This is a genomic window from Streptomyces pseudoechinosporeus, from assembly GCF_054783935.1.
In genome coordinates, this window is the sequence record NZ_BAAGPS010000057.1 from 18800 (window position 1) to 40552 (window position 21753).

The 21753-nt window shown below is 69.9% G+C and carries 15 protein-coding genes; 5 read left to right on the forward strand and 10 right to left on the reverse strand.

The window, feature by feature from the left end; translation table 11 throughout:
- Positions 1-1787 (reverse strand): AMP-dependent synthetase/ligase (locus tag ACYVO6_RS37280; protein WP_461069215.1); only part of this gene is annotated, 1787 nt, incomplete at its 3' end.
- A 188-nt stretch (positions 1788-1975) separates the two neighbouring features.
- Positions 1976-2887 carry a sulfite exporter TauE/SafE family protein gene (locus ACYVO6_RS37285; RefSeq protein ID WP_461069217.1) on the reverse strand — a complete coding sequence of 304 codons (912 nt, stop codon included), beginning with the start codon at positions 2885-2887 and terminating at the stop codon, positions 1976-1978.
- A gap of 416 nt (positions 2888-3303) precedes the next feature.
- On the opposite strand from ACYVO6_RS37285, the gene ACYVO6_RS37290 reads away from it, so the two are divergent.
- The 3 genes from ACYVO6_RS37290 (at position 3304) to ACYVO6_RS37300 (ending at position 6839) form a co-directional block, all read left to right on the forward strand.
- Positions 3304-4572: an MFS transporter gene (locus ACYVO6_RS37290; protein ID WP_461069219.1), complete on the forward strand. Its 1269-nt coding sequence runs from the start codon at positions 3304-3306 to the stop codon at positions 4570-4572.
- Positions 4573-4879: 307 nt separating this feature from the next.
- Entirely contained in the window at positions 4880-6190 is a 1311-nt protein-coding gene (locus ACYVO6_RS37295) for an MFS transporter (protein WP_461069221.1), read from the forward strand.
- 88 nt (positions 6191-6278) lie between these two features.
- On the forward strand, positions 6279-6839 hold the full coding sequence (locus ACYVO6_RS37300) for a GNAT family N-acetyltransferase (protein WP_461069223.1): 561 nt from the start codon (positions 6279-6281) through the stop codon (positions 6837-6839).
- Between the two features lie 400 nt (positions 6840-7239).
- Here ACYVO6_RS37300 and ACYVO6_RS37305 read toward each other — a convergent pair whose 3' ends face one another.
- Positions 7240-11757 (reverse strand): HAD-IC family P-type ATPase, encoded by a 4518-nt coding sequence (locus ACYVO6_RS37305; protein WP_461069225.1) that lies wholly within the window; start codon positions 11755-11757, stop codon positions 7240-7242.
- A 993-nt stretch (positions 11758-12750) separates the two neighbouring features.
- On the opposite strand from ACYVO6_RS37305, the gene ACYVO6_RS37310 reads away from it, so the two are divergent.
- Complete coding sequence (locus ACYVO6_RS37310; protein WP_461069227.1) at positions 12751-13071, forward strand: hypothetical protein; 321 nt, start codon at positions 12751-12753, stop codon at positions 13069-13071.
- A gap of 171 nt (positions 13072-13242) precedes the next feature.
- The gene (locus ACYVO6_RS37315; RefSeq protein ID WP_461069229.1) at positions 13243-13929 is read left to right on the forward strand and encodes an alpha/beta fold hydrolase; all 687 of its coding nucleotides are present in this window, start codon (positions 13243-13245) and stop codon (positions 13927-13929) included.
- 207 nt (positions 13930-14136) lie between these two features.
- Here the strand turns inward: ACYVO6_RS37315 and arfA are convergent, their stop codons facing one another.
- From arfA to ACYVO6_RS37350, 7 genes are all read right to left on the reverse strand, one after another.
- Complete coding sequence (gene arfA / locus ACYVO6_RS37320) at positions 14137-15657, reverse strand: arabinosylfuranosidase ArfA (RefSeq protein ID WP_461069231.1); 1521 nt, start codon at positions 15655-15657, stop codon at positions 14137-14139.
- Between the two features lie 37 nt (positions 15658-15694).
- Complete coding sequence (locus tag ACYVO6_RS37325) at positions 15695-16567, reverse strand: carbohydrate ABC transporter permease (protein WP_461069233.1); 873 nt, start codon at positions 16565-16567, stop codon at positions 15695-15697.
- Positions 16564-17502 carry a carbohydrate ABC transporter permease gene (locus ACYVO6_RS37330; RefSeq protein ID WP_461069235.1) on the reverse strand — a complete coding sequence of 313 codons (939 nt, stop codon included), beginning with the start codon at positions 17500-17502 and terminating at the stop codon, positions 16564-16566. Before ACYVO6_RS37330 ends, ACYVO6_RS37325 begins: the two co-directional genes overlap by 4 nt.
- Positions 17499-18848, reverse strand: a complete 1350-nt coding sequence (locus ACYVO6_RS37335; RefSeq protein WP_461069237.1) for an extracellular solute-binding protein — start codon at positions 18846-18848, stop codon at positions 17499-17501. Before ACYVO6_RS37335 ends, ACYVO6_RS37330 begins: the two co-directional genes overlap by 4 nt.
- Before the next feature lie 208 nt (positions 18849-19056).
- Complete coding sequence (locus ACYVO6_RS37340) at positions 19057-19917, reverse strand: SMP-30/gluconolactonase/LRE family protein (RefSeq protein WP_461069239.1); 861 nt, start codon at positions 19915-19917, stop codon at positions 19057-19059.
- Entirely contained in the window at positions 19914-20687 is a 774-nt protein-coding gene (locus ACYVO6_RS37345) for an IclR family transcriptional regulator (protein WP_461069241.1), read from the reverse strand. The genes ACYVO6_RS37340 and ACYVO6_RS37345 overlap by 4 nt, the downstream gene beginning before the upstream one ends.
- Before the next feature lie 190 nt (positions 20688-20877).
- Positions 20878-21267 (reverse strand): hypothetical protein, encoded by a 390-nt coding sequence (locus ACYVO6_RS37350; RefSeq protein ID WP_461069243.1) that lies wholly within the window; start codon positions 21265-21267, stop codon positions 20878-20880.
- Positions 21268-21753: the final 486 nt, after the last annotated feature.

Below are 21753 nucleotides of genomic sequence, written 5' to 3' on the forward strand. Positions count from 1 at the left end.
GCGTAGATGGCCTCGATCTCGTCGGCGAAGTCCCGCATCACCACGTGGCGTTTCAGTTTGAGGGACGGGGTCAGATGGCCGGATGCCTCGGTGAACTGGACATCGAGGATGCGGAACTTCCGCACCGACTCCGCCTTCGACACCGCCGCGTTGCCGTCGTCGATGGCGCGCTGGATCTCGGCGAGCAGCTCGGGGTCGTCACGGAGCTGCGCCACCGGGGTGTCCTCCGCCTTGCCGTGCTGCTCGGCCCAGCGTGGCAGGAACTCGCCGTCCAGTGTCACCAGCGCCCCGACGAACGGCTTGGCCTCGCCGACCACCATGCACTCGGCGACCAGCGCATGGGCGCGGATACGGTCCTCGATCACGGCCGGGGCGACATTCTTGCCGCCCGCCGTGACGATGATCTCCTTCTTCCGGCCGGTGATGCGGAGGTAGCCCTCGTCGTCCAGGGACCCCAGGTCGCCGGTGTGGAACCAGCCGTCGACCAGCGCCGCCGCGGTTGCCGTCTCGTTGTTCCAGTAGCCGTTGAAGATGTGCTCGCCGCGCAGCAGGATCTCTGTGTCGTCGGCGATGCGCACCGAGCTGCCCGGCAGCGGCATGCCCACCGTGCCGATCTTCTGGCGGTCGTACGGGTTGAGGGTGGTCGCGGCGCAGGACTCGGCGAGGCCGTAGCCCTCCAGGACGGTGAGGCCGAGGCCGCGGTAGAAGTGGCCCAGACGTTCGCCGAGCGCGGCGCCACCAGAGAGGGCGTGCGTGGTCCGGCCGCCGAGGACCGCGCGCAGCTTGCTGAGGACCAGCCGGTCGAGCACCTTGTGCTTCAGCTTGAGCCCGACCCCGGGGCCGGACGGTGTCTCCAGCGCCCGGCTGTAGGCGATGGCCGTGTCCGCGGCGAGTTCGAAGATCTTCTCCTTGCCGCCCGCCCGAGCCTGGGCACGCGCCGAGTTGTACACCTTCTCGAACACCCTCGGTACGCCGAGCAGGAAGGTGGGCCGGAACTTCCCCAGTTCCTCGGTGACGTTCTTGACGTCGCTGACGTGTCCCACCTTGACCGGTGCCGCCATGGCCCCGACCTCGACGACCCGGGCCAGGACGTGCGCGAGCGGCAGGAAGAGCAGGATGGAGGAGTCCTCGCGGAACAGGGGGGTGTTGCGGGCGATGATGTTGCCGCACTCCGCGAGAAAGTTGCGGTGAGTGAGGACACAGCCCTTGGGCCGGCCGGTGGTGCCGGAGGTGTAGTTGATCGTGGCCACCGAGTCGGGGCCGGCCGCCGAGGCGTGCTCGTCGACCTGAGCGTCCGCCACATCACGGCCCATGGCGACGAGTTCCTTGATGCCACCCGCCTCGATCTGCCAGAGGTGCTTGAGCAGGGGCAGGCGTGGCCGCACCTCCTCCACCACGGCTTGGTGCGCCTCGGTCTCGACCAGGCACGCCACCGCGCCCGAGTCACTGGTGATCCACTCGACTTGCTCGGCCGAGGAGGTCTCGTAGACCGGAACGGAGACCGCGCCCGCACACCAGATCGCGAAGTCCAGCAGCGTCCACTCGTAGCGGGTGCGCGACATCAGGGCGACCCGGTCACCCGGCTGCACACCAGAGGCGATCAGGCCCTTGGCCACACCGCGGACCTCGGCGAGGAACTCCGTGGCGGTGACGTCCTGCCACTCGCCCGAGACCTTGCGGGCGAGCACGGCCCGGTTGGGGTACTGGGCGGCGTTGCGGAGGATGATGTCCACCAGGTTGCCGTCCGGTGGAACGTCGTACAAGGCCGGAACACTGAACTCGCGCAAGACCGTTGCTCCTTGTCGGCGTGGCCACGGAGGGGAACGCCGCAGCGGGGGCCGGGCGCTGACGGCCCGGAGGCTACCAACAAGTAAGGATCAGGTACAGGCACAGGTTGAGCCCGACTGCAGGCCGAGGCCGACGCGAAGGGCCTGAACGCCTGGGAGGTGAACGTCGACTCCACGGTCTGCCTGGCCTAGGCCGTGACGGGCCGCCGCTCCTCGGCGGACTCGCTCTCCGCCGCCTGCTCCTTGCGGTACGCGCGGATCGAGTACGTCAGGGCGGCGGCCCACAGCGCGTACAGGAGTACGTAGACGGGGGTGCTCAGCGAGCTGGACGCGCCGACCCAGTCGCTCTTCAGCAGCGTACGGACATTCGTCACGATGATGACGCCCCCGACCGCGGACCCCAGAACGCGCGGCGGAACCAGCCGCACCAGCCAGGCCGCGATCGGCGCCGCGATCAGCCCGCCGAGCAGAAACGCCGCGACCCAGCCCCAGTTGAGGCCCTGCGAACCGAGCGAGAAGAGGAAGCCCAGGCTCGCCGCCACCGCGACCAGGAACTCGCTCGTATCGATGGACCCGATCACCTTGCGCGGTTCCATACGTCCGCTGGCCAGCAGCGCCGGCGTACCCACCGGGCCCCAGCCGCCCCCGCCCGTCGCGTCCAGGAACCCGGCGACCACCCCGAGCGGTGACAGGAACCTCTTGCGCAGCGGCTTGCCGAGATTGCCCTTGGGCATGCCGCGGAACGTGAACCGGGACATCACGTACAGCCCGAGCCCGAGCAGGATCAGCGACATCACCGGCTCGGCGACCTCGGTGGACAGCTTGGACAGCACGGTCGCACCGAGGAACGCGCCCACCGCCCCCGGCACCCCGATCTTGGCGACGACCTTCCAGTCCACGTTCCCGAACCGCCAGTGCGCGGCGCCGGACATCAGCGTCGTACCGATCTCCGCGAGGTGAACCGTGGCCGAGGCCGCGGCCGGGTTGGTGCCCATGGCGAGCAGCAGGGTGGTCGAGGTCACGCCGTAGGCCATGCCGAGGCTGCCGTCGACCAGTTGGGCACCGAGGCCCGCCAAGGCGAGCAGTACCAGGGTGCGCATACGAGTCCGTCCCGTCTTTCCTAGCTTTCCTACCGGTTGAGTAGGGATCGACGGGCCGACAGTAGTGGTTCAAGCTGAGAAGAGGTTAAAAACGATGTGAAGATGCCTTGGGGTCGGGTGACTTCCGACACCGCGACGGTGCTGTGCTCCACGATCGTCGTCAGACCGAGTGAGGCAAGCGTCACTGCCATGCTCGACCGTGACTGCTCCCTTATTCGTTTCTGCGCGCCGTCCCTCTACGCTCGAGGAGGTCATCAACTACCGCATGACATCTGCCCGGTGACGGAGTCGGCGTGGGGTGCGCGTCCCCGCTCCACGTCACCACTGGACGGCTTCAGGCGCAGCCACGGGTCGGCACATCCGGACGCCGACGACCCCGTGTGGCGCGTCCCGCCGGGCGGCGAAAGGGATGCGTCGTGCCTTCGGCTTCGGCGAACTACCGTGCCCTGCTGCGCACTTCGGGTGCCGCGGCCTTCTTCCTTCCCTCCGCTGTCGGGCGTCTGGGCATCGCCATGACGGGGATCGGCATCGTCTGGCTGGTGCATGCACGCACCGGGTCGTATGCCGCTGCGGGTCTCGTCACCGGCGGGTTCGCTGTCGCGGATGCCGTCGCCGGGCCCCAAATCGGGCGCCTTGTCGACCGGTTCGGGCAGGCGCGGGTGCTTCCCTGCGCGCTGGGCGCACATGCCGGGGCCGTGGCGCTGCTGCTCGCCGGCGCCGTTCCGGACCTCGTCGCCGGAGTGCTCGTCGGGGCAACGCTGCCCCAGCTCGGTGCCCTGTCCGCCGCTCGCTGGTCCGCCCTGCTGTCCGGCGAACGGGCTGCCGCGCTGCCCACCGCCTTCGCCCTGGAGGCCCTCGCCAACGGTGTGTCCTACCTGGCCGGCCCGGCCCTGGTGAGCGTCCTCGGTGCGGCGGGCCGCCCGGGCGCCGGGGTGCTGCTCGCCGCCGCGCTCGTCGTCGGCGGCGGGCTCGCCCTCGCCGCCCAGCGCCGCACCATGCCGCCCCTCACCGGCCGCGCCGAACGCCGGCACGCCGGACGCGCCCTGCTCCGCTCCGCATTCCTGCGGCAGGTCGCGCTGGGCCTCGCGCTCGGGGTGTTCTTCGGCGCGATGCAGGTGTCCGTCGCCGCGTACGCCGTCGGACGCGGCACGCCGGATGCGGCAGCGCTGCTCTACTTCGCCTCCAACTGCACCAATCTGGTGGGCGGTTGGGCCTACGGAGCATGGCGCCACGGCGGCTCACCCCGGCGCCGCCAGGCCGCAACCGCCGCCTGCCTCACCCTCGCGAGCCTCCCGCTGACCTTCCTCGACGCGCCCCTCGCGGTCGGCGCCACCCTCGCCCTGACCGGACTCGCCGTGCCGGTCCTGCTGATCCTCGCCTCCGTCCTCACAGAGTCGTCGGTCCCGCGCGCCGTCCTCACCCAGGCGTTCACCTGGGGCAACTCCGCAAGCGCGGCAGGATCAGCGGGCGCCGCGGCGGTCGCGGGGCGGGTCGTGGACGCGGGCGGTGCACACGGCGGTTTCGGCGTGGCGGCGGGGGCCGCAGCGGTGATGACGGTCCTGGCGCTCGGCGGTCTGCGGGACTCATCACCGGACGTGCCTAAGTCGTCCGCGCCCGCGGAAACCACGGCGCCGAACCCGACGGCCACACGGCGGGATTCGTCCACGTACCGCAGGGCACCCTGAACTCCATGATCCGCAACGGGCGCCCCGCCTCTTCAGCAGATCTGCCTTCATCTGCGCATCTCGGACGACTCCCTGTGCGAGCCCGCCCCTTGCGAACGAATCGTCATTGCGGAGAGCTGGGGCCGGAGATGACAATGCCTGGAGGTGCCGGGTGGTCATCCCGGCGAAGTGTTGGAGGCGCTGCTCGTGAACACCGCATCTGAGCGGTGCGCCTTGCTCTGCGCGCCAGACGCTGACCACTTCGCTTTGCCCACCGACTGATTGCTTCGTTCGCGGTGGGCTCTTCCCCTCATGGGAGACCGCCGCAGTGTCCGAAGATTCCTTGAATTCCTTGCCCGGTGATCGCCGTCCTCTGGCAACAGTCCTTGCCGCCAATGTCGTTTCGATCACCGGGAGTTGCCTCACGTACATGGGCGTGCCGTGGTTCGTGCTGCAGAGCACGGGCAGTGCCGCCAAGGCCGGCATCGTCGCGTTCTGCACGATGCTGCCCGTAGTCCTGGCTGCGCTTGTCGGTGGTCCGGTCATCGACCGGATCGGGCGGCGGCGGGTGGCCGTCATCTCGGACCTCGCCTGCGGAGCGGCCGTTGCAGCGATCCCGCTACTGCAGTTCGCCGAGGTCCTGCAGTTCTGGATGCTGTGCGCGTTGATGGCGGTCACAGGGCTGTTCCGTGCGCCGGGTGAAACTGCCCGCGGCGTGCTGTTGCCCACGCTCGCCGAACGCGCCCGGATGCCGCTGACCAGGGCAGCCGGGCTGTACGACGGTGCGTCACGCTGTGCGGCGCTGACCGGATCGGCTCTCGGGGGTGTGCTGATCGCCGTACTCGGAGCCGAGAACGTCCTGTTGGTGGATGCCGCGACCTTCGCTGTGTCCGCGCCGCTGTTCGCGTTCGGGGTGCGCGACCTGCCCGAGGCGCAGGCCCGGCCGCGGGCCGAGCCGGCGTCGCTGCGTGTCTACCGGCGTGAGCTGGGGGAGGGCTATCGCTTCGTGGCGGCCACGCCGTTGCTGCTGGGCCTGTGCCTCATGACGCTGGTGACCAGGGGCCTCGACCAGGGGTGGAGTGCCGTGCTCCTCCCCGTGCATGCCCGTGAGGAGCTGGGTGGTTCCGTCGATCTCGGTCTGCTGGAGGCTGCGTTCGGGGTCTGCGCGCTCACGGGGGCGCTGGTCTATGGGGCGGTGGGCAGCCGCTTTCGGCGGTGGCCGGTGTTCACGGTCGCGTTTCTCATCGTGGGCCTGCCGCGCTTCGTGGTGGCCGCCTTCACCGACTCTTTCGCACCGCTGGCGGTGATGATGGCGGTTGAGGGTCTCGCCTGCGGTGTGCTCAACCCCATCATGGCCACCGTGATGTACGAGACGGTGCCGGAGGAACTGCGCAGCCGCGTTCTCAGTGCGACAACAGCCTCGTTCCAGCTGGTCACTCCGCTGGGCGGGCTGGCTGCGGGCTTCCTCGTGGATTCGGCCGGCCTGTCCTCGTCGCTGCTGGCGGTTGGCGGTGTGTATCTGCTCGCCACGCTGTGTCCGGTGATCTTCCCGGCCTGGAGGCAGATGGACGGTGCCGGTTCTCCTGGCGACAGGGCGGAGTGCTCACTGCCGCGGGGCTCGGGATCGAAGCGGGTGTAGTGCGGCGGGGGCCGCCTGTGCCTGGGCTGTCTTCCGCTTCGCTTACGCCCCTGAGAAACAGCTCTGCCCCGCAGGTACAGTCCGAGGCATGTACCCGGTCAGTCGTTCCGGCCCACGTCTCGATCTGCGTGAACTCGCCGATGAGGACGTGGACGCGATGCTCGCCGTCTACAACAGCCCCGAAGCCACAGAGCACCTGTCGTTCGAACCGCGTACCCGTGAACAGGTCGCGGAGGTCGTGTCCCGGTCGATCGCCTCCGCCACCGTGAGCCCGCGCGCCGAGTACCAGCTCGCCGTCATCGAACGGAACACGGCCGAGCTGATCGGGTCCGGCCGCCTGGCCACCGACCCACATCAGCAGCGCGGAGCCACCATGGGCTTCGCGCTGCACCCCGATGTCTGGGGGGTCGGCTACGGACTCGAGACCGTACGTCTCCTCCTCGGCCTCGGGTTCGAGGAGCTGGGCCTTCATCGCATCTGGGGAGCACGTTCCCCGCTCAACGAGGCATCGGCGAGAACCATGGCAGCCGCGGGCATGGTCGAGGAGGGCACCATCCGTGAGCACATCTTCAAGGCCGGCCGGTGGCGTGACTCCGTCGTCCACGCCATGCTCGACCGCGAGTGGGCTGCTGCCTCCCAACGGGCCTGAAGAGTGCTTTCTGTCCTCACTGGCTCCGTTCCGGGTGGTCTCCGGTCCAGGGCCCCGGGGAGAGTCGTGTTCGCCCGCTTTGACCATGTAGAGAAAGGAGCGAACACCAGGCCATTCTGATCAAGCGTCAGATGTATGGCCGCGCCGGATTCTGTCTGCTCCGCCAGCGCATCCTGCTCTCGTGGGCGGCTGGCTGCCGAGACCACCGGTATCGAGTCAAAGCCGTTAAATGGACAGGCCCGTTGGCCCGGGGCTGGTCGTCCCTGTCGCGCTCGATGCCGACGGGTGGCGTGGAGCATGAGGTGGCCTGGATCTACGAGCCTGCCGGCTCTCCTGCGGCGAGTACTGCCGGGGTGGCGTGAGGATGAGTTTGCGCAGCAGTTCGTTTCTCGACGGTGGTTCAGGCTGGTGTGGTGGTGGGTTGGGGGCTCAGGAGGCGGGGGGCGAGCGCGGCTGCGAGGGTGGTCGTGGTCGAGCAGACCGTGACGGTGGTCCAGGCGAGGGGACCCAGGGGGGTGCAGCCGAAGAAGTGGCTGATACCGGGGGTCTGGACGACGGCGATGAGTGCGGCGCTGGAGAGGCCGGCGGTGGCCAGGACGAGGGGGCTGTGCCAGGCGGTGATGAGAGTCTGGCCCAGTTGGGTGCCCACCAGTGCGGCCAGGCCCATGGTGCTGGCGCGCCGTGCCAGGCCGGTGTAACGGCCGATCTGCCAGGCGGCGGTGGCGCCGAGGGTGGTGGCGGTGCCGCGGATGGCCAGGACGCGGGCCAGGTCGCTCCCGAGTAGCGAGGAGGCAGGGCCGCCGGTCAGCGGGTCTTCGCCGGGTTTGGGTGTGCGGGCAGGGGCGAGAGCGACGGCGAGGGCAGGCAGCATGTCGGTGAGCAGGTTGACCAGCAGGAGTTGCCGGGTGCCGAGGGGGGCGCGGCCGGACAGGGCGGTGCCGAGCACGGTGAAGGCGACCTCGCCGGCGTTGCCGCCGACGAGGATGGCGACCGCGTCGCGCACGCTGCGCCACAGGGTGCGGCCCTCGGTGAGGGCGTGGAGGATGCGGGTGGGATCGGGGTCGGTGAGGACGAGGTCTGCGGCGGCACGGGCGGAGGTGGAGCCGTGGGCTGCGAGGCCGATGCCGACGTCGGCGAGGCGGATGGCGGCGGCGTCGTTGACGCCGTCGCCGGTCATGGCCACGACGCGTCCGGCGCGTTGCAGGGCCTGGACGATGCGGACCTTGTGCTCCGGCGAGACACGGGCGAAGACGGCGGTCTGGCCGATCTGGTGGAGGCGGGCCGGTTCGGGCAGGGTGTCCAGTTCCGCGCCGGTGAGGACGATGTCGGCGTCAGGGATGCCGAGTTCGCGGGCGATGGCGGCGGCGGTGGCCGGGTGGTCGCCGGTGATCATGGCGGTACGTACCCCGGCTTCCGCCAGCCGTTTGACGGTTTCCGCGGCTCCTGGTCGCGGGGGGTCGGCGATGGCGAGGAAGCCGAGCAGGGTCAGGTCGTGGGCCAGGTCGGCCACGTCGTCGCCGAGGGGTGTGGACGAGGCGGGTCTGGCCTCAGCGACCGCGAGGACTCGCAGTCCGCCTGCGGCCAGGCGCTGCACGAGGCGGTGCGCGGCGCGACGTCGGGTCGGGTCGAGGGGGACGATGGTGTCGCCGCCGTATTGGTGGGGCGTCGACACGGTGGTGGTACATCGGGCAAGGACCGTTTCCGGTGCGCCTTTGACGGCTAGACAGGGGTGCCCTGATTCGGTGCCCAGGCAGGCGGAGTAGCCGCGGCTGGCCTCGAAGGGCAGTTCCGTGACGGATCGCCAGGGGTGGTCCGGTTCGCAGTGGGTGGTTGTGGCGTCGATGACGGCTTGGTCGGTGGCGTGGGGCAGTGTCTGGCCGGCCTCGGGGGTGGGGCAGGCTCTGGCCGCGGTCTGCAGCAGGTGGCGTCCGGGTGTGCTGTCCATCCGCAGGTCGTGGTCGGGGGTGGCCAGGCCGGTCACGGTCAGTCGGCCCTGGGTGAGCGTGCCGGTCTTGTCGAAGCAGACGACATCGACGCGGCCCAGGGCTTCCAGGACGCGGGCGGAGCGGGTCAGGATGCCGTGCCGGGACAGGCGGCGGGCGGCGGCGGACTGGGCGACGGTGGCGACCAGCGGGAGGCCTTCGGGGACTGCGGCGACCGCGATGGCCACCCCGGAGGCAAGCGCCTCGCGTACCGGCACCCCGCGCAGCAGCCCCAGGAGGGTGACCGCAGCGCCGCCGATGCCGACCGCGGGCAGCGCGGTCCTGGTCAGAGCAGCCAAGTGGCTTTCGATGCCGGGTGGGGTGGTGGCGGTACCGGCCAGGTCGGCGGCGCGGCCGGCTTCGCTCTGGGCTCCGGTGGCCACGACCACGGCGTAGCCGGTCCCGGCCAGCACGGTGCATCCCTGGTAGACCATGCAGGACCGCTCGGCAAGGTCGGCACCGGGGGTGGCCTGGGGATCCTTGGCGACCGGGGCGGACTCGCCGGTCAGACTCGCCTCGTCGATCTCCAGGAGGTCGCTGACCAGCAGCCGGGCGTCCGCAGGGACGACGTCGGAAGGCCTCAGCGCGATGATGTCCCCGACCCGCAGGTCCTGCGCCGTGATGGTGTGTACGGGGGCGGTCTCCAGCTCCGCGAAGAACTCGGCTGGGTCTTCGGGTGCCGCGGATGCGGAGGGGATCCAGTGGACCCGCTGGGCAGTCTGCTGCTCGGCGAGGAGCAGACCGTTGAGGGCGCGTTCGGCGCGCAGCCGCTGCACGCCGCTGATCACGGCGTTACCGGCCATCACGCCGCCCACCAGGGCGGAGTCGATACCGGAGCCCACGGCGGCGGAGGCGGCAGCGCCCAGAGCCAGCACGGGGGTGAGAGGGTCGCGCAGTTCTTCACGTACCGCGGTCAGCAGCTGCTCGGCCCCCCGTGCCGCTGTGGCCAGGCCGGCGGAGCCGGCCGCGGTGCGTACGGCTCCGGAAATGACCCCGCTGCGGCTCGATTCAGCGGACGGCTCCGCCGTGGCCCGGCTGGCCGGGCCCTCGCTGAGGGCTCCCAGGATGTCGAAGGTCTCACGGGCCTCCAAGGCGTGCCAGGCGCTACGGATACGGGCGGGTGGCAGAGGGTTGCGGGCCAGGCGGCGGGCTGCCCTGATACCGCCGAGCTGGGCGAGGAAGGCAGCGCCGTAAACGGGTGAGGTGGTCACACCGGCGATCGTGCGGCGGGTGCGGGAGGCCGCGATCAGTGCCCCGAGCGCGGATGCGCTCAGGCACAGGCGGGCCGACGTGCTGCTGACCTCGTGAGCTTCGTCCAGGGCGGCCAGGACACGCCAGGCCTGCGCCAGTCCCGGGCCGCAGATCAGGTGCGCCGACCAGCACACCCCGCCCGCAGCGCCGGGGCCGGGCAGCACGGTGACACCGATGTCCGCGGCGGCCAGCGCCTGATCCTGGGCGGACGTGAGCAGCAGGACGACCTGTCCGTCCTCTTGCAGGCGCCGTACCTCCTCGGGAAGCGAGGCGGACATCGGCACGGCCTGGTCGGCCCACGAGAGCAGTTCACCTGCGCTGAGGTGCTCGGTGAGCAGCAGGCGGCGGGTACCGGAGCGGGCCGCCCCGAGCAGGGCGTCGGCCAGCGGATCGAGTTCACAGCCGACCAGAATCCGGCCTTGGCGCCGCCCGCTCGGGTCACATACGTCCAGTGGCAGCCCCGAGGGGGCGTCCGGTCGCCCCTGCGGTGCGTCGGCGGGACGCTCCAGCCGCCACCTCTCGCAGATCCACGGCCCCGGACCGCACAGATCCTGCAGAGAGCGGCCCGCCAGCGCCACCTGCCCGGCGCGCCACACGTCGGCCTCGTCCAGCTGGTCGGTGGCGACGGCCGACAGCAGCCGGGGGCGGGGGGCGCACAGGACGGCCGAGTCGATCAGGACGGTCGAGACCCGGTCCAGCAGCCGCAAGGCGGTCCCGTCCATCGGCACCACACCGTAACGGGCCAGGTCGCGGCCCAGCCATGCGCTGAAGGCCTCCCGGCCCATCCCCGCGGCTTTCGGCACGGTCGCCAGGATGGCCTGTGCGGCCTGCTCGGGGCTGCCGGTCCACGCCAGTACTCCTCCGGCTCCCAGCAGCGCGGCGAGCGAGGTCCGCTGCCCGCACGCCTCCACCGGCCCGGCGGGCAGCGCCGCCGGCCGGGGCGCCCGCTCGGGCGCCTGAGGCGGCAGCGCTTCCCCTGCGCCCACCAGCTCGCTCTCCCGCTCACTCCACACGGCTTGCCGACTGCGGATCTCGGCGAGCTGCCACAGGCGCTGCAGCGCATCCACGGCAAGCGGCGCCACCCCGCGCGTCAGGGAGTGCACTGCCGCGTTGGACACTCCCAGCACCATCTCGGCATGTGCCCGGCCCAGCCGCTCCTCCAGCAGACGGCGCAGCCGCGGATGGGTCTCTGCCAACACCACGGGCATCCGCAGCATGGGGGGTGCGGGCCACGGCGTCGCCTGTCCGACCGCAGCCACCACCAGCCCGAGGCAGTCCGCGGCCAGCGACGCCCCAGCCAGCACCGCCGGCGCCGCATCAAACGGCGGACCAGGTCGATGGCCGGCGAAAGGCTCTCCGTCGCTGCCGTGCGCCTGCTCCACCTGCTCCACCTGCTCCACCAGCCAGTCCCGGCCGACGCGGTCCTCATCGGCATCGACCACCACCTGGCCCAGCACCGCGTTCACCGCCGCCCAGCGCACACCCTCCACGGCGCGCAACGCCGTCCCCAGTGCGCACACCAGCCGGTCATGCCGCTCCCCGCGCCCGCTCAGACCGCGTACCTCGATATACGCCCTGCCCCCACGGGACCACACCCGCCGCCGCGCGCGGTCCCGGCCGGCGTCCCCCAGCACGGCGGCCGCCTCGGCAAGGCCGCCCGGCAGTCCGCTCAGCGCATCACCCACCGCCTGCCGGCTCCAACGGACCACACCCACAGCGCAATTCACGACCTCGCCCACCACGCTCCATGGCGCGGTTGGGGAGACCAGGCAAAGGGACGGCAGAACCCCACTCCACGGCGGCACTGGGCACCTCCTGCTCTTCTGGTGGGCAACGGACATGGGCTCATGGGCTGAGGACGGCGGCGTCCCTGTGGCGCAGGCGCCATTCGGAGGTTCCCGTGGGCACCAGCAGGCAACATAAGCCTCAGAGAACGATAATTACCGAATCCGTAACTTCACGCAGAAAAAGGACAGTGCATCAGGAGGAGAAACCGTGCCCCCCACCGCTCAGCAACCCTCCGCCCGGACTGCCGAAACTCCCAGTCGCCCGGCCACCGCGCGCAAGAAGGCACCGCGTCCCTCGAACGGGCGCGCCTGGCGCAACCTCACCATCACCCTCCCGGTCGGCCGCGCCACCTCCGCTGCTGCAAACGTCGCCGCAATGCCCGTCAAGGCGGCTCAGCGCGTTCTGCCGGCCAAAGGAGGGCTCCCTCTTTACCTCGGCCTCGGAACACTCGGTGTAGCGGGCATCCTGGAATGGCCCGTAGCGGCCGGTATCGGCGTCGGGTACACCGTCCTGCGCCGCGGAGGTGCGCTCGCCCCCGCATCCGCCACCCCGTCCACGGGATCTGATGCCAAAACCCGCACCGCCGACAGGAAAGACGCCACCCCAAAAGACGCCACCAAATAGGCAGGACTCCAGGGAGAGTCACGTTCGCCCGGTTTGACCATGTAGAGCGCGAGCAGGTGCCGGATGCGAGGCGAGCACGGCACTTGCGGATCATGGAGTTCTCTACGCTTCAAGATCCGCAAGGTTGCCGTGCTCGTTGCTCCATCATTTCCTACGTCCGTCGCGCCCGCAGCAGCGCCCTTGCTCGCGCCCGCCGAGAAGGTGGTGGTGCCACCCGGGCTGCTCGACTCGCTGGCGCGGGTTCCCGATCCGCGTGACGGCGCGGGGTGCGTTTCACGCTGGCAACGCTGCTCGCGGTGGGCGTGTGCGCGATGACAAGCGCGGGCCATAACTCCCTGACGGCGATCGCCGAATGGGGACGCCGCTGCGATAGCGAGTTCGGCGGCCACGGGTTTGCCGGAGGGGTAGGTCAGGGCGGTCAGGCGCCGGACGATGGCTTCCGCGGGGCCGAACTCGTAGCGTTCCTTCCAGGCGAGGAAGATCTTCTTCGAGTCGTGGAAGGCGAGGTTGACCCAGCGCCGCCCGTGGCGCGCGATCAGATTGCGGTGCTGCCGATAGGCCAGAACGGTGGGGTGTGCGGTCGTTGACCAGAGGCCGGTCGACAGACCCGTGGGGCGAGGACGGCCACGTCTGGTTCCACGACATGGATCGCCACCGGGCTTCGGCCGGGGCGCTTGGGCCGTCGGGCAAACCGGCAGCAGCTTGTTCGGATCTCGTCCTACGGTGAGGGCCATGAAGCTGGAGAAGGGGAACTGACCATGGACATCCTGCTCGTTGGTGGCCTCTGGCTGGACGGATCCGTGTGGGGCCGCGTCGCGTCCGCACTGGAGCCGCTCGGCCATCGCCCGGTGCCGCTCACTCTCCCGGGCCAGGGGGACGGCCTCGCGTCCGCCACGCTCGACGACCAGGTGACGGCGGTGCTCGCCGCGGTGGACGCGGCGCCCGGCAAGCCCATGGTGGTGGGGCATTCAGCCGCATGCACGCTTGCCTGGCTTGCCGCCGACCGGCGGCCGGAAGGGCTGGCCAAGGTCTCCCTCATCGGCGGCTTCCCGTCCGCCGACGGCCAGCCGTACGCCGATTTCTTCGAGGTGAGGGACGGCGTCATGCCCTTCCCGGGCTGGGACCCCTATGAAGGGCCGGACGCCGCCGACCTCGACGACGAGGCCAGGCGAAAGCTGGCGGCTGCAGCGATCCCCGTGCCCGCAGCCGTTACCAAAGGCGTGGTGCGGCTGGCAGACGAGCGGCGGTTCGACATCCCGGTCGTGGTCGTGTGCCCGGAGTTCACGCCCGCACAGGCGCAGGAGTGGATCGACGCCGGCGACGTCCCGGAACTCGCCCAGGCAAAGCACGTCGACTTCGTCGACATCGACTCGGGCCACTGGCCCATGTTCACCAAGCCCACCGAGCTGGCCCGAATCCTGGCCGAGGCGGCCGGCAGGTCCTGATGAGCAGCCCCACGCGGCCGCCGCTGCAGGAGCTGAGTCGCACGGCGTGAGCACTTCTCCGCGTCGCGTTCACACAGCGCTCGTTTGAGCACCTGAAGGACATACTCCCGCTTTGTGTTCACGCTTTTTGCGGGGTAGGGGTCATGGGCCCGTGAGGCGTGGCCCTCCCCCACGCCTCCGCACGACGAGCCTCTGCCAGCGAACGCGCTAACGAAGCCGGATCACGTTCCAGGACAAGGGCTCCAGGACCGCGTTCAGCGTGCCGTTCTGGAGGGTGGTGCCGTCGACGGGGTGCGGGGTGACGCGGTCCGGGTTGTCGAGGGTGTTCCGGGCGTCGGGGTCGGCGTCCGCGAGTGCGCTGTGTTCGACCAGGGAGGTCAACTCCAGCCCGTTCAGGGCTACTTGGAGGGGGAGAGCCTCCGTGCGGCTGCGGTTGACCGCGAAGACCGTCACCGAGCCGTCCTCCGCCCGTACGGCCGTGGCGTGCAGCAGGTCCGTCTCGCCGTACTTCTTCGTCTCGTACGTCGGTGAGTCGACCCGTACGTCGAGGACCTGGCCGCGCCCGTACCGGGACGCCTGCGCGAAGGGGAAGAACGTCGTCTGGCGCCAGGCAGGCCCGCCCGGCTCGGTCATGATCGGGGCGATGACGTTGACGAGTTGGGCGAGGCAGGCCACGGTCACGCGGTCCGCGTGCCGGAGCAGCGCGATGAGGAGGGAGCCGAAGACGACGGCGTCGGTGACGCTGTAGTTGTCCTCCAGGAGGCGGGGGGCCTCGGGCCAGTCGTCCTGCTCGAACGTCTTCGCGTGCTCCTCCCAGTTGGGCAGGTACCAGACGTTCCACTCGTCGAAGGAGAGGTTGATCCGCTTCTTCGACTTGAGCTTCGCGCCCACGTGGTCGGCGGTCGCGACGACGTTGTCGATGAAGGACTCCATGTCGACGGCGGAGGCGAGGAAGGAGTCGACGTCACCGTCCTGTGGCCAGTAGTAGGCGTGCAGCGAGATGTAGTCGACGAGGTCGTACGTCTCCGCCAGCACCGTCGCCTCCCACTCGGCGAACGTCGGCATGCTCTGGCTGGAGGAGCCGCAGGCGACCAGTTCGACGGACGGGTCGAGCTGGCGCATCGCGCGGGCCGTCTCGGCGGCGATACGGCCGTACTCCTCCGCCGTCTTGTGGCCCGTCTGCCAGGGGCCGTCCATCTCGTTGCCGAGGCACCAGAGTTTGATGCCGAAGGGGTCCTTGTCGCCGTGGGCGACGCGCTGCTCGGCGAGTGCGGTGCCGGAGGTGTGGTTGGCGTACTCCTGGAGTTCCAGGGCCTCGGCGACACCGCGGGTGCCGAGGTTGACCGCCATCATGGGCTCTGCCTGGGGGCCGACCTTGCGGAGGAAGGCGATGTATTCGGAGAGGCCGAAGCGGTTGGTCTCGGTCGAGTGCCAGGCGAGGTCGAGGCGGCGGGGGCGGTCCTCGGCGGGGCCCACCGAGTCCTCCCACTTGTAGCCGGAGACGAAGTTGCCGCCGGGGTAGCGGATGGCTGTTGCGCCGAGTTCGCGGACCAGGTCCAGGACGTCGGTGCGGATGCCGTCTTCGTCGGCGGTGGGGTGGCCCGGTTCGTAGATGCCGGTGTACACGCAGCGGCCCAAGTGCTCGACGAAAGAGCCGAAGAGCCGGGGGTTGACCTCGCCGACGGTGAAAGCGGGGTCGAGGGTGAAGCGGGCGGTGGTGCGGGACATGAGGTCCTTCCGGGTGAGCGTTCTGTCTATGGGGAGTTCACTGGCCGGCCAAGCCCGTGTGGGCAACGCCCGCCACTATCTGGCGCTGGAAGAAGACGAACACGATGATCAGCGGAAGCCCGGCCATCAACCCACCCGCCATCAGCTGCGCCCACTGGATGCCGTACGAGTTCATGACCGTCGCGATGCCGTTCGGCATCGTCATCAGGTCGGGGTTGTTGGTCACCATGTACGGCCAGAGGAAGTTGTTCCACGACGCGATGAACGTGAAGATGCCGACCGCGGCGAGCGAGGGGCGCGCGAGCGGGACGACGATCGTGAAGAAGACCCGCCAGCGGCCGGCGCCGTCGATGAAGGCGGCCTCCTCCAGTTCGCGTGGGATGCCCTGGAAGAACTTGTAGAGGATGTAGACCATCGCGGCGGGCGCGCACTGCGGCAGGATCATGCCCCAGTACGTGTCGACCATCCCCATCTGCTGGACCGTGGTGAACAGGGGGACGCCGAGGACCGCCGGGGAGATCATCAGGCCCGCCATGACGATGCCGAGCAGGACGTTCTTGCCGCGGAACTCGGTGCGGGCGAAGCCGTAGCCGGCGAGGGCGCTGACGACCAGGACGACGGACGTCACGCACACGGAGACGACCAGGGAGTTGACGAACCAGCTGGTGATGTTGCCGGACTCCCACAGCGCCTTCCACGCCTGGCCCGTCCAGACCTCCGGCAACCAGTGCGGCGGGATCTCGGCCGCCTCGGCCTCGGACTTGAGCGAGGTGAGCAGGGCGGCGACGATCGGCGCCAGGAAGACGGCGGAGACGGCGACACCGAGGATCGTGAGGACGATCTGGCTGAGGGTCCAGGGCTTGCGGGACTTGGTGTGTACGGTGCGTACGGTCGTCTCGGCGGTGGTCATCGGCCGCCCTCCTCACGGTTGCGCAGCAGCCACATCCGCGCCAGGGCGACGACTGCGATGATCACGAAGAAGATGATGGACATCGCGGAGGCGTAGCCCACGCGGTAGCTGGTGAAGCCCTGTTCGAGGGTGTACTGCACGAACGACCTGGTGCTGAGCTCCGGCCCTGGACCGAAGTCCATCATCACGACGGCCTGGTCGAAGAGCTGGAGCGAGGCGAGGATCTGGAGCGCGATCACCAGGCCGGTGATGTTGCGCAGCATCGGCAGGGTGATGTGGACCATGCGGTGCCAGGCGTTCGCGCCGTCCAGCTTCGCGGCCTCGTAGAGGTGGCCGGGGATGCCCTGGAGCGCGGCGAGGTAGAGCAGGAAGCTGAAGCCGACCGTCCACCACAGGGTCTGGATGACGATGGCGAGCATCGCGTACGACTTGTCGGTCAGCCAGGGCGTGTCGATCCCGAGGGTCTCGTTGAACAGGCCGATGCCCTGGGTGAACAGCCACTGCCACATGTTGGCGGCGACGGTTGACGGCAGCAGGAACGGCACGAAGAAGCACAGCCGCCACAGCCACTTCCCGCGTTCGATGTGGTGCGCGAGCATCGCGAGCAGGAAGGCGAGCACGGTGATGCACGGCACGACGAGCAGCGTGAAGTACGCGCTGTGGCCGAGGGCGTCCCACATCGCCTGGTCGCGCAGGGCCTCGCGGTAGTTGTCGAGGCCGACGAAGCTCGCGCCCTCGCCGGAGATGTTGGCGTCCGTGAAGCTGAGCCAGACGCCGCGCAGCAGCGGCCAGATCACGAACAGCGCGAAGAGCACCAGGAACGGGGCGATGAACCAGCCCCCGTGCTGGAAGCCCTGCTTGCGGCGGACGGTCAGGGCCGCGGTCGCGGTCTTCGCGCGCGCAGGCGCGACGACGGTCTGAGCACTGGTCGTCATACGACCGCACCTCCCTGCGCGGCGGTCCTGCCGTCCATCGGGTTCTTCGAGGCGAGGAGCTTGGTGAGACGGTTCTTCATCGTCCGCGCGACGGCGGCGGGCTTGGCGGAGCCCATCGTCGAGGAGACGACGACCGGGCCGAGGTCCTGGGCGAGCACGCCGGTGGAGCCCGCGAACCACACCTTGGGCTCGGTGGCCTGGTGGTCCATGGCGCTCACGTACTCGTTCTGCGGGGTGAGCTTCTGGTACTCGGGCGTGGAGAGCGTCGGCGTGTAGGCGGGGATGTGGCCGCCGGCCGCCCACTGCTGGGCGTGCTGGACGACGTACGCGGCCAGCTCGTGCGCGGCCTCGTTGGTGGCGCCGCCGCGGCCGGCCTGGTGGGGCAGGACGAAGGCGTGCGACTCGGCGTGGGTGGCCTGCTTGCCGAAGACGGGAGGCAGGGGGGTCGCGCCGTAGTCCAGCTTGGCGCCGGAGAAGACCGGCACGGACCAGTTGCCTTCCCAGGTGAAGGGGGCGCCGTTGACGAACTGCTCGCCGGTGGGGGCACCAGGGATGACGTAGCCGTCGGTGACGTGCCGGCGGAGGAACTCCAGGACCTGGGTCGCCTTGTCGGCGTCGAAGAGGACCTCGGTGCGGGCGTCGTTGAACCACTCGCCGCCGAGCTGGGTGTAGAAGGCGACGAAGAACCACCACTGGAAGTTCTGGTCGTTGGTCCACAGACCGACCGTCTGCAGGCCCTTCTTCTGGACCTGCTTGGCCTTCTTCAGGACGTCGAACCACTCGTCGGTGGACGTGACCGGGATCATCCGGTCGTCGTCGCCGAGCAGGTCCGCCTTCTTCAGCACGTCCCTGCGGTAGAAGCAGAGCTGGACGTGGATGTCGAGCGGGAGGGCGTAGAGCTTGCCGTCGATGACACCGCGGCTCCACAGCGCGGGGCTGAAGTCCTCCTGCCGCACGCCGTACTCGGCGAGCAGTGCGAGGTCCCAGGGGTCGAGGAGGCGGCCCGGCGTGAAGCCTGCGACCCGGCCCACATGCATGACGCCGAGCTCAGGAGCGCGATCGCCCGCGGCGGCCATCGCGAGCTTGGTGTAGAAGGGGTTGCCCCACTGGAGAGTGGAGTCCTTCACCGCGATGTCGGGGTGCTCCTTACGGAAGGCGTCCAACATCGCGATCATGTTGGCGCCGTCACCGCCACTGAACAGGTTCCAGTAGCGCACCCGGGCGTCCGCACCGGAGGCGAGCGCGTCGGCGCCGGTCCCGAGCGCCGCGAAGCCGAAGCTGCCCGCGACCGTCAATCCGCCTGCCGCGGCCAGAAGTTGCCTGCGATTCAGGTCAGGTCGTCCCATGCCCCGCCTTACTGTCGAGATGCCCACAGGCCATTCGGTATTTCGAATGACGCCCGTAACTTCGAACGGGACCGTAGATTCGAAGCGCTTGCACGTCAAGGGTTCACGCAGAAAGCGCTTTCCCAGTCCAGCTACTGGACAGGGAAAGCGCTTCGTGAAGTGAAGAGGCGCCACCAGGGGCGAGAGTCACCATCCGGCGCGAGAGCGGCTATCCGGCGAACGCCGGCTGCGCCAGCCCCTTCCCCGCGCCCGGTACCACCAGCACCGAGCCGGAGAGCGGATGCGGTTCCTCCAGACCCGTACGAGCCGTGGTGATGTAAAGGTCCGTCAGGCCGGGGCCGCCGAAGGCGCAGGCCGTGGGGCGGCGGACGGGGAGCGGGAGTACGCGGTCCAGTTCGCCGGAGGGGGTGTAGCGACGGACGGCGGCGCCGTCCCACAGGGCGACCCAGACGCAGCCGTCGGCGTCGACGGTGAGTCCGTCGGGGAAGCCGGCGCCGTCCTCGATGGCCGCCAACTGCCGCCTGTTGACCGGCCGTTGGCCGTCCCCGAAGTCGAAGACGTCGATACGGCGCGTAGGCGAGTCGATGTAGTACATGAGGCGTCCGTCAGGGCTCCAGCCCGTGCCGTTGCTGACGGCCACGTCGTCGAGGACGACCTCCACCGTGCCGTCGGCGGTGAAACGGGCGAGGTTGCCGCCACCCGGCGCCTCGTCGTAGCGCATCGTGCCCGCCCACAGCGAACCGTCGGGTGCGACCGCCGCGTCATTGGCGCGACGCCCGGGGACGACCTCCCGGTGCAGCCAGCGGAAGCCGCCAGGACCGTCGGGCCCCTCGGGATCGTGGAGCGCCACGCCGTCCCGGAGGTTGAGCACCAGACCGCCGCCCGTGCGCGGCTTCGCGGCGCCCACGTGCTGCTCGGTCACGAGGACCGTACGGCGGCCGGAGGCGGGCTCGTACGTATGGACCCTGGAGCTGAGGATGTCGATCCAGATCAGCCGCTGGGCGTCGGCGTCCCAGGTCGGTCCCTCGCCGAGGGTGGCGTACTCGCGTATGGCCACTTCCACCGTCATGCCACGCTCCGGTGGCCGAGTCGCTCCGAGAGTTCCGCGGCGCCCTTGGCGGCGAGCTGCTCCAGCTCGGCGCGGCGGTCGTCGCTCCAGCGGATCATCGGTACGGAGATGGAGAGCGCGGCGACGACCTGGCCCGTGCGGTCGCGTACGGGGGCGGCGACGCAGCTGACGTCGGGGTTCGACTCGCGGCTCTCCACGGCGACGCCCCGGCGGCGGATCTCGGCGAGGGCCTCGCGCAGGGCGGCCGGGTCGATGATGCTGTTCGGTGTCATCGCGGGGAGCTTGCCGTCCTCGGGGATCCGTGAGGTCAGCTCGGAGTCGGGGAGCGAGGCGAGCAGCATCTTGCCCACGGAGGTGCAGTGCGCGGGGAGCCGGCGGCCTGCGGCGGACACCATGCGCACGGCGTGCGTGGAGTCCACCTTGGCGATGTAGATGACGTCCGTGCCCTCCAGGATCGCGACGTGCACGGTCTCGTCGCAGGTCTCCGCGACGGACCGGGCGACCTGCTGGCCCTCGGCGGCGAGGTCCAGCTGCTCGGCGTACCGGCTGCCGAGCTGATACGGCCGCACACCGAGGCGGTAGCGTCCGGGCTGGCCCGGTACCTGCACGATGTACGAGCGGGCGGCGAGCGTGGTCACCAGTTCGTGCACGGTGGTGCGGGGCAGCTGGAGCTTGCGCACAATGTCAGGAGCGGAGAGCGTTCCGTCCCCATCGAGAAAGAGCTCGAGAATGTCGAGAGCCCGGGTCACGGCTGGTACGAGGCGTCCCACGACCGGCCCCCTCCCTAGTGTTCGATATTTCAACAGACGATCGGAATGACGAACACAGGCTACTCGTTGCGTGTTTATACGGGCAATGGGTGTGCGGATGCGCACACCGAAGGACGGCTGCGCGTGAGTGGGCCGGGGCCGTGCGCGACGGCAGCCGGCCCACAGCCGGCATCAGGAAGCTTGAGGAGGTTCAGGAAGCTTCTTGCCGGGCCCTCCCGTGCAGGAGCAGATAGAAGGTCTGCAGCGACTCCTCGCGTCCCATCTCGAAGCGGTTGGCCACCTTGCCCAGCGGGTTCCACACCCGCCCGTCCGGCATCCGCACCCCGACGGGCTGCCCGAAGTACGCCCGCTGCTCGGCGTCGAAGTCCACCCAGACCGCCCCGGCCCGGCGCACCAGCACCTCACCGACGTACGCCCCGAGCCCGAACAGTGTCCCGGCCACCCGCTCCCGCTCCACATCGCCCTTGCGCAGCCCGTCGACAAGGAAGTCGACGACCCGCAGACTCGCGACCGAGTAGTCCAGCGGCAGCCGGTTCCTCGCGGTCACCCGAGTGACGAACCCTGCGGCGCACCGTCGCATCTCTCCCACAGTCGGCTGCTGCGCCTGTTGTCCGGGCACGCCCCCGCCCCTCCGTCGGTGTAGGGAAAACGGTTGTCCGCCCTCCCGCCGATCAAGCGCAGCGCCGACCACAAACGTCACACGTCCCACACGCGACTGTGTTCACACAGACGATTCACCACGGACAAACGACCTTTGTGACCGTTGAGCGTCCTCGGATTTGCCGCCCTACACGGCCGCACTCGACGTACGAGCTCCGGGAATGAGAGTGGGTACGGGGTAGAGCTCCGGCACAGGCCGTCACCGGCGGCGTCCACACCCCAGGTCACGAGGCCTGCGGGCTTGGGATCCACGCCGCAGCCGACACCGACACGTCCCTTGTTCCGCTACTTCACGCCCGCAGGCCGTACCGGTGGAGGAGGTGTTCTGGTGCCGGAGTTGTCGACCAGACGACCGACTTGCCGACCGGAACACCGACGTTGCCAAGGAGATGGCAGGCATTGATGT